Annotated in this window: 16 protein-coding genes; 10 read left to right on the top strand and 6 right to left on the bottom strand. The window is 67.3% G+C overall.

Annotated features, from left to right (window positions below; translation table 11 throughout):
• The first annotated feature begins 14 nt into the window (after positions 1–14).
• A complete protein-coding gene (locus tag A3M1_RS0110830; RefSeq protein ID WP_018388989.1) occupies positions 15–296 on the top strand; it encodes a hypothetical protein in 282 nt (93 codons plus the stop codon).
• Between the two features lie 224 nt (positions 297–520).
• Here A3M1_RS0110830 and A3M1_RS0110835 read toward each other — a convergent pair whose 3' ends face one another.
• Both A3M1_RS0110835 and A3M1_RS0110840 read right to left on the bottom strand, forming a co-directional pair.
• Entirely contained in the window at positions 521–1855 is a 1335-nt protein-coding gene (locus A3M1_RS0110835) for an NAD(P)H-dependent oxidoreductase (RefSeq protein ID WP_018388990.1), read from the bottom strand.
• Positions 1856–1989: 134 nt separating this feature from the next.
• Complete coding sequence (locus tag A3M1_RS0110840; RefSeq protein ID WP_018388991.1) at positions 1990–3012, bottom strand: sugar-binding transcriptional regulator; 1023 nt, start codon at positions 3010–3012, stop codon at positions 1990–1992.
• Between the two features lie 172 nt (positions 3013–3184).
• Between A3M1_RS0110840 and A3M1_RS0110845 the strand changes: the two genes are divergently transcribed.
• Positions 3185–3634, top strand: coding sequence for a MarR family winged helix-turn-helix transcriptional regulator (locus A3M1_RS0110845; protein WP_026221267.1), 450 nt, complete (start codon positions 3185–3187; stop codon positions 3632–3634).
• Here A3M1_RS0110845 and A3M1_RS0110850 read toward each other — a convergent pair.
• A complete protein-coding gene (locus A3M1_RS0110850) occupies positions 3624–4622 on the bottom strand; it encodes a LysR family transcriptional regulator (protein WP_018388993.1) in 999 nt (332 codons plus the stop codon). The genes A3M1_RS0110845 and A3M1_RS0110850 overlap by 11 nt on opposite strands.
• A gap of 201 nt (positions 4623–4823) precedes the next feature.
• Between A3M1_RS0110850 and A3M1_RS0110855 the strand changes: the two genes are divergently transcribed.
• The 4 genes from A3M1_RS0110855 (at position 4824) to moaB (ending at position 8022) form a co-directional block, all read left to right on the top strand.
• Entirely contained in the window at positions 4824–5756 is a 933-nt protein-coding gene (locus tag A3M1_RS0110855) for a ring-cleaving dioxygenase (protein WP_018388994.1), read from the top strand.
• A gap of 57 nt (positions 5757–5813) precedes the next feature.
• Entirely contained in the window at positions 5814–6446 is a 633-nt protein-coding gene (locus tag A3M1_RS0110860; protein ID WP_018388995.1) for an alpha/beta hydrolase, read from the top strand.
• Between the two features lie 104 nt (positions 6447–6550).
• Positions 6551–7447 carry a neutral zinc metallopeptidase gene (locus A3M1_RS0110865; protein WP_026221268.1) on the top strand — a complete coding sequence of 299 codons (897 nt, stop codon included), beginning with the start codon at positions 6551–6553 and terminating at the stop codon, positions 7445–7447.
• Between the two features lie 23 nt (positions 7448–7470).
• The gene (moaB, locus tag A3M1_RS0110870; RefSeq protein ID WP_018388997.1) at positions 7471–8022 is read left to right on the top strand and encodes a molybdenum cofactor biosynthesis protein B; all 552 of its coding nucleotides are present in this window, start codon (positions 7471–7473) and stop codon (positions 8020–8022) included.
• Between the two features lie 30 nt (positions 8023–8052).
• Here the strand turns inward: moaB and A3M1_RS0110875 are convergent, their stop codons facing one another.
• Positions 8053–8640, bottom strand: a complete 588-nt coding sequence (locus A3M1_RS0110875; RefSeq protein WP_018388998.1) for a hypothetical protein — start codon at positions 8638–8640, stop codon at positions 8053–8055.
• Positions 8641–8998: 358 nt separating this feature from the next.
• Between A3M1_RS0110875 and A3M1_RS0110880 the strand changes: the two genes are divergently transcribed.
• Both A3M1_RS0110880 and A3M1_RS0110885 read left to right on the top strand, forming a co-directional pair.
• Positions 8999–10090, top strand: coding sequence for a PA0069 family radical SAM protein (locus A3M1_RS0110880; protein WP_245261875.1), 1092 nt, complete (start codon positions 8999–9001; stop codon positions 10088–10090).
• Between the two features lie 89 nt (positions 10091–10179).
• Positions 10180–10611 (top strand): VOC family protein, encoded by a 432-nt coding sequence (locus tag A3M1_RS0110885; RefSeq protein ID WP_018964125.1) that lies wholly within the window; start codon positions 10180–10182, stop codon positions 10609–10611.
• Positions 10612–10690: 79 nt separating this feature from the next.
• On the opposite strand, the gene A3M1_RS0110890 is transcribed toward A3M1_RS0110885, so the two are convergent.
• A complete protein-coding gene (locus A3M1_RS0110890; RefSeq protein WP_018389001.1) occupies positions 10691–11350 on the bottom strand; it encodes a DsbA family protein in 660 nt (219 codons plus the stop codon).
• Positions 11351–11483: 133 nt separating this feature from the next.
• Positions 11484–12032, bottom strand: a complete 549-nt coding sequence (locus A3M1_RS0110895; RefSeq protein ID WP_018389002.1) for a DUF721 domain-containing protein — start codon at positions 12030–12032, stop codon at positions 11484–11486.
• A gap of 65 nt (positions 12033–12097) precedes the next feature.
• Between A3M1_RS0110895 and mutY the strand changes: the two genes are divergently transcribed.
• Positions 12098–13195 carry an A/G-specific adenine glycosylase gene (mutY, locus tag A3M1_RS0110900; protein WP_018389003.1) on the top strand — a complete coding sequence of 366 codons (1098 nt, stop codon included), beginning with the start codon at positions 12098–12100 and terminating at the stop codon, positions 13193–13195.
• Between the two features lie 69 nt (positions 13196–13264).
• Entirely contained in the window at positions 13265–13453 is a 189-nt protein-coding gene (locus A3M1_RS0110905) for a CsbD family protein (RefSeq protein WP_026221269.1), read from the top strand.
• Positions 13454–13495: the final 42 nt, after the last annotated feature.

Raw genomic sequence — 13495 nt, forward strand, 5'->3', positions numbered from 1 at the left:
CGAAGGAGACACCCATGGCGCAGCGCTTCGACGATTGGGAGAAGGACGACAAGGGGCATCTGAAGGTGTGGCCGATGCTGGCCTTCACCACCGCGCTGTTCGGCACCGACAAGGTGGGCCTGCGCCTGGAGATCGGCACACAGGCGCCCAAGCCCGGCGAGCCGGTGCCCGCGCTGCAGCTGGTGCTCGACCCCGCCCAGGTGCGCCAGCTCGCCGAGGCGCTGGCCGAGGCTGAGGCACGTCTGCTCGACGCCCGCTTCACCACCCTTGCCAACTCCCCTCCCGGCAGCGCCTGAGGGGACATCCTTCGGTACGCGGCGCTCACGCCTCGAGATGCCGGCGTTCTGGTTCGGCCCCGCGCCGCCACCGCACGTAAAGCCCCGTCATGCTGAGGTGCCGGCCAAAGGCCGGCCTCGAAGCACGCAGCGGCCGGCAACCCTTTCTCCGGCCTCTCACGAGGCCAAGCCCGGCGTGGTTCTGCCCACTGTCGGGGATGACGTGGGTTCTGCGAAACGTCCCGCTACGCCGCCAGGAATTGCGCGTCGGCCTGGTCAAGGCGTCGGCGGATCTGGGTGACGATGAGCTGTTCGTCCGGCAGGCAATTGTCATAGGTCAGCCGCTCGCCGGCCTTGACCGGCTTCAGCACCCGGGCGCGCTCGGCAAGCCCCAGCGGCAAAGCGAAGCTGTCGCGGGCATCGCGCCAACTCATCGTGTAGCCGCGATAATCATATTCGCCAATCCGGCCGAGCAGAGCGCCAGGCTGAAGGTCGCGCTTGGCCACCGCCGTGCATTCGGCGACAGGATGATCCAGCACCTCCATGTCGCGGGTGCCGTGCATCACCGCCCGAACGGCCGAGAGCGGCACTTCGAGGCTGGTGAGGTGGAACGGGCGGATCAGCGCGAAGCAGGGGCCGGGGCCGACCTTGAGGTCGGCCATGCGCTCGCTCACCCGGTCATGGCGGGGCTTGACGATGCAGAACACGCCGGGCGCCACGCCCTTGCCGAGGGTGAAGTCCACCACGCCGGAGCGCGAGAGGATGCCGCCATCCTCCTTAGTGCAGAGCACCTGCGCCAGCACGTCGCGGTCGGCGTGAGGCCCGTGCATGCCTGGCACATCGGGCACCAAGCCGGTGGCGTTGGCCAGTGCCGTCATCTCCACCATGGTCTTGGAGCCGTCGACGAACTCGACCAGCATGCGCGGATTCATCTTGCGCGCCTTGGCCTCCGCCTCGAACTCATCGGGGATGGCGTCCGGCTTGAAGGCGTTGTTCTTGGCCTTGCCGGCGCAAACGATCTCGAAACCCAGCGCCTGGGCGAAGCCGATCAGCTCGATGGTGGCGGCCGGCTCATCGCCCGCCGCCCCAGTGAGAACGACACCTGCGGCCCGCGCTTCCTGCTTGAGATAGCGGCCGATGGTGATGTCGGCCTCCACGCTTAGCAGCACCACATGCTTGCCGTTGCGGATCGCTTCCAACGACACCAGCGTACCGATATTGGGGCTGCCGGTGGCGTCGATCACCACGTCGATATGGCCGGAGGCGCACATGGCGCGGTAGTCGTCGGTGATGACGAAATGGCCGGCCTCAATGGCGCGGTCGATGGCGGGCGTGTTCGAGGCGCTGACGATGTCCTCGCGCCGGTGGCCGGCCATCAGCGCGGCGTCGATGGCGGCCTGGGCGTTCAACTCCGTCACCGCGCCGATGCGGACGCCCGGCATGAGGGCCGCCTGCACGATGAGGTCTGTGCCCATCTGGCCGGCGCCAGCGAGGCCGATCGTTACCGGCCCGTGCTTGGCGGTCCACTGTTCCAGTTCGGCGGCGATACCCGTCCGCGCGATCCCGCTTGCACCGAGCATAGTTGCACCGAGCATACGCCCAACCCTTCCCTGAGGCGCGCCTACGCCTTTCGGCGCATGCGTCATTGTTCTTCGGTACTCGACATTTGTTCCGAGGCAAAGAGCGCGCACGCCTGCATCCCGCGCTTCCGCGTTCAGTAAGTGGCGCCGGCCTCTTCCAGTACCGCGGCGGCGGTGATCTCATCGGTAATGAAGACGGTGGGGCGCAGCATGCGCAGTGCGGCAAGCGCGGCCCTGGCCTTGCCCGGCCCGCCGGAGGTGAGAATGCGCTCGGGGGTGGCCTGCAGCGTCTCGATCGGGATCGACATGACGCGGGAGTTGATCGGATGGTCGACCGGGCGGCCCTCAATGTCGATGAAGTTGTAGACGACGTCGCCCACTGCGCCAGCGGCGATCAGCGAGGCCCAGTCGGCATCGGAGAAGAAGCCGAAGCGCAGCGAGGTGCTTTCCGATTCCATCTCGCCGACGCTCAGCACCACCGCGTCCATCTCGCGGGCGAGGGCGTAAACCGTGCCAAGGCCGCAGCGCTCGATCAGCGCCTGCTTTGTCTCGACGCTGTCGACGATGGCGGGGGCGGCGATCAGATGACAATCAGCCTGGAATAGCCTGGAAAGCTGCCAGGCGAATTCGGAGGGGTTGTACTGCTTGGCCTTGGTGATGCCGCCTAGCAGCGAGATGACGGAGAGGTTCGTCACCGTCTTCTCGTCGATGAAGCCGAGCGCCCGCATCAGCGTGCGACCCCAGCCGAAGCCGATCTTCATGTCGGAGCGGATGAGGTCGGAGATGAACAGCCCGGTGGCCGCGCCGATTGCGCTGGTGGCGTCGGCGAACGGGCCGGAGACCGGAGCGACCACCGCCTCGCGCAGCCCGAACGTCTTCTGCAGCCCCATTTCCAGTCGCGGCAGTTCGGCGATCTCGCGCGAGAGCGAGATTTTCACCTCGTTGAGCTGGCGGGCATCGGCGAGCAGGCGGACCACGGTGACGCGGCCGATGTCCAGCGCCTCGGCGATGGCGCTCTGAGTCATGCCCTCGACATAGTACATCCAGGCTGCGCGAAGCCGCAGCCGCGCCGAGCGTCGGCCGGTCGGGCTCAGATCGGCGATCGAGGGCGCCTCGCTCAGGCCGCCCGGCCTGGTCGTCGCAACTCCACCCGACATAAGCACCTCATCGCCCGCATGACGTCTGCGCCTGCTATAGAGGACCCCGGCGCCATCTTCAAACCGGCCGGCCCAGCCGACCCGTTAAATGGGCCGGCGTTACGCAAAAACCCGCTTGTCGGCGGTGCCGGCCGGGCGCACGGTGCTGGCTAAAGGCACGCATGGTTTCAATATGTCCAGCACCGACGACACGCTCAAGCTCAAGGATTTTCTCTGCTTCGCGGTCTATTCGGCCAACCACGCCTTCAACCGCGTCTACAAGCCGATGCTGGACCGGCTGGGGCTGACCTATCCGCAATATATCGCCATGGTGACGTTGTGGTCCGAGGAAGGCTTGACCGTCGGCCAGATCGGCGATCGGGTGCTTCTGGAGACCAACACGCTGACCCCCCTGCTCAAGCGGCTGGAAGTCGCCGGGCTGGTGCGCCGGGTGCGCGACGCGGCCGATGAGCGGCAGGTGCGGGTTTATCTCACCGACAAGGGCCGGGCGCTGCGCTGCGAGGCGCAGCGGGTTCCCACCGAGATGGGCGTGTGCCTCGACCATGATTCGCAGGAGCTGCGCGAACTGACCGACGATCTCAGCCGGCTGCGCGACCGGCTTCTGGCGCGCCTCAAGCCGTAGCCTCGGGGCTTGGTCCAGGCTTTTCCTCCGTCCCCTTTTCCGCCACACCCTTGTCCGATCCGCTCTCATCGGGAAGCTCGATCTGCCCCTCGATGAAGCGCCGGTGCCGGGCGATCTCGCCGGCGAGAAAGTCGAGAAAGGCCCGCACGCGCGGCGAATGGCGCAGGTCCGGATGGGTGAGCAGCCACAAATCGGCGGCATAATCATTATTGGGCGGCCCGAGCCGCACCAGCGAGGGGCGCGCATCGCCAATCAGGCACGGCAGGTGGCCGATGCCGATGCCCGCCTCCACGGCCTCGGCGATGCCGAGCACGCTGTTGATCTTGTACGCGACCTTGTCGGCGGCGACGTTTTCCTGAACAAATTTGACTGTCTTCAGGGAGCCGAGGCTGTCGCCCAGCGACACCCAGTTGCGGGCCTCCAATTGCTGCGGCGTCACGGCGCGCGGCTCCGGGAAATCCACGGCGCGCCCATACAGCGCCCAGGCGATGCGGGCGACGCGCCGGCCGACCAGGTTCTCAGGGGGATTGTCGGTGGCGCGGATGGCGACATCGGCGTCGCGCTTGGACAGGTTCAGCGGCTGGTTGCTGAGAACGATGTCGAGCCGCACTTCCGGGTAGCGCTCGCGGAAGGTAGCGAGCATCGGCATAAGCAGGTGAATGAGCAGCGAATCCGGGGTCGTCACCCGCAGCTCACCCGAGGGAGCCGGCTCCCGTCCGGCCAGCTTGCGGCCGACGGCGGTGATCTCCTCGTCCAGCCGGTTCGCCAGCGCGACCATCTCCTCGCCGGCGGGAGTGAGGGCGTAGCCGGTGCGGTGGCGCTCGAACAGCAGCGTGCCGAGCTGGTCCTCGATCTGCTTGAGCCGGCGGAACACGGTGGAATGGTTGACATTCATCGCCATGGCGGCCGCCGGCAGGCCGCGCGCATCGGCCACCGCCTTGATCAGCCGGAAATCGTCCCAGCCAAGGTTTTTGAACGGCTCGGCCATGCGGGTCCTCGCTGATGCGTCGGCTTAAATCGCTGTGATGACGCGGGAATTGTTCCTGTCATCCAGCCTGACGGCGGAGCTGACGATAGCAGCACAGATGAGATTGCGTCAACGCAATTGATAAGGTCTGGCATTGCGTCGTTGCCGGGTTATCTCTTGTCGCAACAGGAGCGCAGGTGGCGCTCACACGAGGGCAAGATCATGAACCGCAATGGCATCCATCATGTGACGGCGATCGCCGGCAATGCGCGCCGCAATGTCGACTTCTACACTCGGACGCTCGGTCTCCGGCTGGTGAAGAAGACCGTCAATTTCGACGATCCCGGCACCTATCACTTCTATTATGGCGACGAGGTGGGTTCGCCCGGCACCATCCTCACCTTCTTCCCCTGGGACCACGTCGCCCCCGGTAGGCTCGGCATCGGCGAGACTCAGGAAACCGCGTTCCGCGTTCCGGCGGGCTCCATCGGCTACTGGACGCAGCGTTTCGTCGAAATGGGCGTGGCGCACAGCGCACCGGTGAAGCGCTTCGGCGAGACTGTGCTGGCCTTCAAGGACCCGCACGGCATGCGCCTCGCGCTGGTCGGTGTGGCCGGAACGGAGAACGAGCCCGCCTGGCTCGGCACTGACGTTCCCGCCGAGAACGCCATTCGCGGCTTTCACAGCGTGAACCTGCTGCTCGCCCAGGCGGCGCCCACCGGGGCGATCCTCACCGACGTGTTCGGCTTTGCCGAAATCGGCCGCGAGGGTTCGCTGGTGCGCTTCAAGGCCGAGGGAACTGAGATCGGCGCGATCGTCGACATCCATGAGGCCGGCGGCTTCCTGCCGGCCCGCATGGGCGGCGGCTCGGTGCACCACATCGCCTTCCGCGCGGCGGACGACGCGGCCGAGTTCGCCATGGTGAAGAAGCTGAACGAGAACCACGGCATCGCCACCACGGAGCAGAAGGACCGCAACTATTTCCGGTCCATCTACTTCCGCGAGCCCGGCCACGTCCTGTTTGAGATCGCCACCGACATCCCCGGCTTCGCGGCCGACGAGCCGGCGGCGAGCCTCGGCGAGGCGCTGAAGCTGCCGGACTTCCTGGAGAGCCGCCGCAGCCAGATCGAGGCCGTGCTGCCAGAAATCGCATGAACAATTGCGCCGCCCGTGACAGGGCGGCGCCCTTCCCTTACCGACGAGGAGGCAGTCATGACCGACGCCGCGCTTTCCTTCGTGCATCGCTATGAGCCCGCCCGCGAGGCGGGTGTCGCCCCGCTTCTGCTGCTGCACGGCACTGGCGGCGACGAGAACGACCTTGTCTCACTCGGAGGCATGATCGCGCCGGACGCGGCTCTGCTGTCCCCGCGCGGAAAAGTGTTGGAGAGCGGCATGCCGCGTTTCTTCCGCCGGCTGCGCGAAGGCGTGTTCGATGAGGATGACGTGCGCGCCCGCGCCGTAGAACTCGCCGACTTCATCGCCGAGGCGCGCGTGGCCTATCGCCTCGCCGCGCCGATTGCGGTCGGCTTTTCCAACGGCGCCAATATCGCCGCCGCGCTGCTGCTGACGCAGCCTGACGTGTTGGCCGGTGCCGTGCTGATGCGCGCCATGGTGCCGCTGGCTGTGCCGCCGCCGGCCGACCTCGCTGGGCGGCCCGTGCTGCTGCTGTCCGGCGCGATGGACCCCATCGTGCCCGAAGAGAACGCCGCCCGCCTCGCCAGCCAACTGCGCGCTGCCGGGGCTGAGTTGGACCACCGCACCCTGCCGACCGGGCACGGGCTCTCTCAGGCCGACCTGACGCTGGCCCGCGACTTTCTGCGCGCGCCGGTGCGGACATCCGCCTGACCTTCCGCCACCCACTGGCGGAACCGGATGCCTCCCGGCGCATTGCTGCCACGGCACGGGTGTTTCACACTCGCGTCGTGGCGCTGCCATCCGGGGAGTTGAAGATGCGTTGGGAGGGTTTCCGTCGGAGCGGCAATGTCGAGGACCGGCGCGGCGGAGGTTCTGGCGGCGGCGGGATGGGGCGCGGTGGCCTTGGCATTGGCGGGCTGATCATTGTCGGCCTCATCGCCTGGGCCACCGGCATCAACCCGGCGGTGCTGATCGGCGGCGCAGAAATTCTGCTCGGTGATGGCAGTGGCACCAGCCAGCAGACATCACCGCAGCGCCAGAGCGCTCCGGCGCGCACGCTCAGCGCCGAGGACCAGAAGCTCGGCGATTTCGCCGCCGTGGTGCTCGCCCAGACCGAGGATGTGTGGACGCTGCTGTTCAAGGGGCAGGGATCGGCCTATCGCCAACCGGGTCTGGTGCTGTTTTCCGGCGCCACCCGCTCGGCCTGCGGCTCGGCCGATTCCGCTACCGGCCCGTTCTATTGCCCTCGCGACCAGAAGATCTATCTCGACACTGCTTTTTTCACCGAACTGAACAAGCGCTTCAAAGCGCCGGGCGATTTTGCCGCCGCCTATGTCATCGCCCATGAGGTCGGCCATCATGTGGAGAACCAGATCGGCCTGCTCGAACAGGTGCAGGCGCGCCAGCGCCAGGCCTCGCGCACGGAAGCCAATGCACTCTCGGTGCGGGTCGAACTGATGGCCGACTGCCTCGCTGGCGTGTGGGCACACCATGCCGATGCCCAGTGGCGCATCCTTGAGGATGGCGATATCGAAGAGGCGATGAACGCGGCCGCGGCCATCGGCGACGACCGCCTGCAGAAGCGGCAGCAGGGCTATGTGGTGCCTGACAGCTTCACTCACGGCACCTCCGCCCAGCGGGTGAAGTGGTTCAGGAACGGGCTCGATAAAGGCTCGCTGGCGCAGTGCAACACCTTCAAGGGGGCCATCTGAGGGCCGCCAACCGAGAGGCCGACATGAGTTCCGGTATCGCCTTCGTTCCGCTTTCCATCGCGGTATTGACCATTTCCGACACCCGTACGCCCGAGGATGACCGCTCCGGCAACACGCTGGTCGAGCGCATCAGTCAAGCCGGCCACCATCTCGCCGCCCGTGCCATCGTGCCGGATGATGTCGAGGCGATTCGAGCGCAGGTGTCCGGCTGGATCGCCGATCCGCAGGTGGATGTCGTCGTCACCACCGGTGGCACCGGCTTCACCGGCCGCGACGTGACCCCCGAGGCGGTGGAGCCGCTGTTCGAGAAGCGCATGGAGGGCTTCTCGACCGTGTTCCACATGGTGTCCTTCGGCAAGATCGGCACTTCGACCCTGCAGAGCCGCGCCACCGCCGGGGTCGCCAATTCCACCTATGTATTCTGTCTTCCCGGCTCGCCCGGCGCCTGCCGCGACGGATGGGACGAAATCCTCGTCCACCAACTCGATATCCGCCACAAGCCCTGCAATTTCGTCGAGATTCTGCCCCGGCTCGACGAACACCTCAAGCGCGGCAAGCTGCGTGCGCCCGTCTGATTTCGGGGCCGGCGGCACGCCGTCTGAAGCTCAGCCTTCCTCCGGCAGCAGGATCTGCGAGCGCAGCAGCACCAGCCGCTTTCGCCCGACCCGCGCCAGCAGGCGCCGATTGGCGTTCGGCCCAGGGGTGTGGCCGCCTAGCGCCTCATAGAGGCGACGGTGCAGAAGCAACCCCTGTTCGGGGCGCGGCCTGCCGGTGATGGCATGGCGTAGCATCGCTGCCGCCTCCTTCACCCGAGGCGAAACACCGAAACCGTCCAGCGCGAGCCGGAAGGTGGCGGCCCGCCGCTCATTGGTCCCGGTTCGTTCGACCTGGTCGGTGAAGTTGCGCACCTCACGCGCCCAGCCTTCCTGCAAGAGCCCTGTCGGTTCCAGAAACAGCAGCCAGGAGGCCCGTGCCGCCGCAGCACCTTGGCGCAGCCGCGCGCCGGGATCGGCCGGGCCGGCGAGATATTCGCATCCCGCCGCGTCCGCGATCTCGGCGACATCGCCGGACATGGCTGAATCAACCAGCAGCACCTCGCGGACCAGCCCGGCGGCGGCGCCCGGCACCAGCGAGGCGAGGGTTGGAATCAGCCGCTTGGCGCCCGCGCCTGTGGGAATGACGACCGAGATCACGCCGTGGCCACCCTTGATGATCTGGGTCTGAAAAGGCCGGGGAGGCGCCCCGGGCCTGACGGAGAGAGGGTTTCCTGCCTATCGCACCGTTCTGCGCCCGTACAGCCCGGCTGTCGCAATTCGGTCAATGTTCTTGATATGTTCTCAGTGCTGCGTTAGAGAAGAACTCCGCCCGAGAGAATCCGCCATGCAACGCACAGTTCCCGATCGGCCCTCCGGCGCGCCCGCGCGCCCTGCCGCTCCCCGGCATTTGGGACGGCTGGCGCAGCAGCGCCGCGACGCCCGCGCGCTGGAGCGGGCGGAGGCGGCCCGCGACCTGACCGGCCTGTCGGACATTGATGCGGTGCCGCCTCCGCCCATGCCCGACTGGATGGTGGAGGAGAATCGCCGGCGCGGACGCGGGGCTCTCTCCAATCCGGCCGGACGCTTCGAGCCGCACAGCCGCGAGCGCTTCGATGATGGCTGGCAGGGGTTGGATGATCTGCCGCCCTTCCGCGCCAGCGTGACGGTGGAAAAGCCACGCACCATCATCAATCGCAACGAATCGCCCGATGTCGGGTTCGATCGCTCGATCAACCCCTATCGGGGCTGTGAGCATGGCTGTGTCTATTGTTTCGCGCGGCCGACCCACGCCTATCAGGGCCTCTCAGCTGGGCTGGACTTTGAGACCAAGCTGTTCGCCAAGCCGGACGCGCCAGAGCTTCTGGCCAAGGAACTCGCCAAGGCCGGCTATGAGCCGCGCACCATTGCTCTCGGCATCAACACCGACGGCTACCAGCCGATCGAGCGGGAGTGGCGCCTGACCCGGCGCATCCTCGAAGTGCTGCGCGATTTCGGCCATCCGGTCGGCATCGTTACCAAGTCAGCGCTGGTGGTGCGCGACCTCGATATTCTCGCACCTATGGCGGAGAAGGGGCTGGTGAAGGTGGCGCTGTCGATCACCACTCTCGACGCCAAGCTGGCGCGGATTATGGAGCCGCGCGCGGCGACCCCGTCGCGGCGGCTGGACACGCTGCGCCGCCTGTCCGAGGCCGGCGTGCCGACCGCCGTGCTTGTGGCGCCAGTCATTCCTGTCGTCACCGATGCGGAACTGGAGCGCATCCTCGACGCGGCGGTGGCGGCTGGCGCTTCGGAAGCCGGCTATGTCATGCTGCGGGTGCCGCTGGAGATCCGCGACCTGTTCCGCGAATGGCTGCTCACCCATTTTCCCGACCGCTACCGCCATGTGCTGTCGCTGCTCAAGGAACTGCATGGCGGGCGCGAGTACGATTCCACTTTCGGCCAGCGCATGACCGGTACCGGTCCCTATGCCTGGACGCTGGCGCGGCGTTTCGAGATTGCCAGCGAGCGGCTCGGGCTCAACCGGCGGCATATCCGCCTGACCACCCGCCATTTCACCCGCCCGCCGCAGAAGGGCGAGCAATTGTCGTTGTTCGGAGAAGGCGCATGAGCGGGCAGGGCGGCACGGAACGGGACGAGAGGGAAGGCAGCACTGCGGCGAGCGCTCCGACGCCCGGGTCAAAGGCGTCGCCGCGCGCAATGCCTCCGCTGCGGCTCTCGCTAGTGACGCTAGGCGTTGCCGATCTGAAGCGGGCGATCGCCTTCTATGAGGCACTGGGGCTGGAGCGGCGGGTGACGGAGGCCACGGGCGCTGCCTTCTTCGATGCCGGCGGCGTGGTTCTCTCACTCTATCCGCGCCTTGAGCTTGCCGCCGATGCCGGCGTGCTGGCCGGACGCCCGGGGGCGTTCGGCGGTATCGCGCTGGCCTGCAACCGGGCGAGTCGGTCGGAGGTCGATACCACGCTGATCCGCGCCGTGGCAGCCGGCGGGCGGGCGCTGCGCCCGGCGCAGCCGACTTTCTGGGGCGGCTATTCCGGCTATTTCGCCGATCCCGATGGCCATCCCTGGGAGGTCGCCCACAATCCCGGCTTTCCCTTTGACGCCGCCGGCCGCATCGTGCTGCCGGAGTGAGGGGCAGAACGCCGGCAGCAGGGCGCACATCCAATGTAGGGTTCCCGGCACGCGGGAACCCTCGGAAAAAGGATGGTCGTCAGTTGGCGCCGAGCAGGGGTGCCAGTTCCTTATCCAACTGCTCCGGGCTTAGCGCGCCCGACACCTTCTTGCCGTTGATGAAGAAAGTGGGGGTGGAATCGATGCCGAATTCGGTGGCGCCGCGCTTGGCGACCTCGTCGATCTGGCCAGCCAGAGCGGTGTCGTTAAGGCAGGCGTTGAACTGGGCCTCGGTCATGCCGCTCTGCTTGGCGATAGCGAGCAACGCCTGCGCCGGATTGTTCGAGAAAGCCCAGTTCTTCTGGGTCTCGAACAGCGTGTCGGTCATTGGGTAATATTTGCCCTCGCCGCCGCAGCGCGCCAGCATGAAGGCCGCCTTGGCGACGATGTCGAGCGGAAACTCACGCAGGATGAAGCGCACCTTGCCGGTGTCGATGTATTTCTCTTTCATCACCGGATAGGTGGTCTCGTGGAAATGCGCGCAGTGGCCGCAGGTCAGCGAGGCATATTCCACGATGGTGACAGGGGCATCCGCCTTGCCGAGCACCTGGTCGGGCAGGGCGCCGGGCGCCATCAGCTTCTCGGGGTCGACTGTCTGCGCCTCGGCGCGGCCGATCAGGCTGCCGCCCAGCGTCTTGAAGGCGGCAAGGGTGAGGGCAAGGGCGCCAACACCTTCGAGGAAGCGACGGCGGTCGATCATTGTTGGTCTCCCGAAGCAGCCGGGCGTTCCCGCCGGCCTTGAATGCCTGTGTCTTGTGTCCGCGTCTTGCGTCTTGCTCTAGCGCCTACATCTCGCGCGGCGTCCTGGCAACGGGGCGCCGCCGCCCCGGGCCTCACCGCTGCGTGAAACCCGGCTCATTCCCTCGGGTGCCGTCGGCGCTCCAGCCGTTGACCTTGCCGCGCGTCTCGCGCGCCACCAGCGCGCCGAGCCGCGCCAAGGCGGTGGCCAGCCCGTCATCTTCGAACGTGCCGGTGATGGTGGCTATACGCTGCTGGGCAGCGCCGCATTCCGCAGCGTCCGGCTCCGTGAAGCGAAAGCGCGGGCGCGGGCGCGGCACCGGCCCCTGCTTCAGCGCCAACCGGCCGATGCAGCGCCAGCCGAAATAGCGGTTCACCCGGTCGATGACGATCGGCGCATCGTGCTGCAATTCTATGGCGAAGCCGCCTTCGACCCGCACATGCAGCACGCCGGGCTCGCCGCTGTCCGGTCGTGAGGGCCAGGCGAGCTTGATCGGGATTGCGCGGGCGGCCAGCGCCTCGCCGACAATGTCGGCCCAGCGGGTGACGATCTCCACGGAGGCGAGGCCGCGCTTGCGGCAGCTCTCGGCGATGGTCGCGTCGATCAGGTCGGCGAGCGGGCGGGGGCGGGAACGGGGGGCCATCATAATCTCGTCTTGCCCGGCGCTGCCGATACGGCCACGGTGCGGGCGTTGTGCCCGAGGATCGCATGCCTGCCGCCGCCAATCCAGCCGTCGACAAAGCCGTGCCTGCTTCGCCCGATCCGGGCGCGCTGCTCGCCTGGTATGATCGCCACCAGAGACGCCTGCCCTGGCGCGCGCCGCAGGGCATGCGCCAGGACCCCTACCGGGTGTTCCTATCGGAAATCATGCTGCAGCAGACCACGGTGGTCACGGTCGCACCCTATTACGAGACCTTTCTGCGGCGCTGGCCGGAAGTGGCGGCGCTGGCCGCCGCGCCACTCGAGGAGGTGCTCTCTGCCTGGGCGGGGCTTGGCTATTACGCCCGCGCCCGCAATCTGCACGCCTGCGCCAAGGCGGTGAGCGAGTGCCATGGCGGGCAGTTTCCCGCCGATGAGGTGGCGCTCCTCGCCTTGCCCGGCATCGGCCCCTATACGGCCGCCGCCATCGCCGCCATCGCCTTCGAGCGCCGCGCCGCGCCGGTGGATGGCAATTGGGAGCGGGTGGTGGCGCGGCTGTTCGCGGTGGCTGATCCGCTCCCTAAAGCGCGTGGCAAGCTTCGCGCGCTGGCGCTCACCCTGCTGCCGCAGGCCCGCTATGGCGATTTCGCCCAGGCGATGATGGACCTTGGCGCCACCATCTGCACGCCGCGCAAGCCCGCCTGCTCCCTGTGCCCGTGGCAGAACACCTGTGCCGCCCGCGCCGAGGGTGCGCCGGAGCGCTATCCTGTCAAGGCGGCGAAGGCAGCGCGTCCGACCCGCCAAGGCGTCGCCTTCCTCGCGGTGCGGGTGGATGGCGCCGTGCTGGTGCGCTCGCGTCCGCCCAAGGGGCTGCTCGGGGGGATGAGCGAGGTTCCCTCCACCCCGTGGGAAGCCGGCGGCAGCGCCCATCCGGCCGCACATGCCCCACTGGTCACAACCTGGACGGCGCTCAATGCCACCGTTACCCATGTATTCAGTCATTTCGCGCTGGAATTGCAGCTGTGGCGAGCCGATGCGCCAGCCGATACGCTGGCCCCAGCCGGGCACCGTTGGGTACTTCCGGGAGGTTTCGACGCCGAGGCGTTTCCGAGCGTCATGCGCAAGGTGCTGGCCCACGCCCAGCCGTTTTTCGCCGGTCCTGAATGAACCTTCCGCTGCCTCGCTCGTTATTCCTGCAAGCCGCAACCGAGCGGATCAGAACAGGAGATGACGACCATGGGTAGCACGATGGACAAGGCCAAGGGCATGGGCAACGAGGCCATGGGCAATGTGAAGCAGGGTGTTGGCAAGGCCACGGGCTCCGACAAGATGCAGGTCGAGGGCAAGGCCCAGGAGCTGAAGGGCGAGGCCCAGCAGGCCAAGGGTGAGATCAAGGATTCGGTCAAGAAGGCCGGCAACCTCTGATCAGTCCCCATCGATGATGACGAGGCCGCCCCTTCGGGCGGC

It is taken from the genome of Ancylobacter sp. FA202 (assembly GCF_000380205.1).
Taxonomy (GTDB): domain Bacteria; phylum Pseudomonadota; class Alphaproteobacteria; order Rhizobiales; family Xanthobacteraceae; genus Ancylobacter.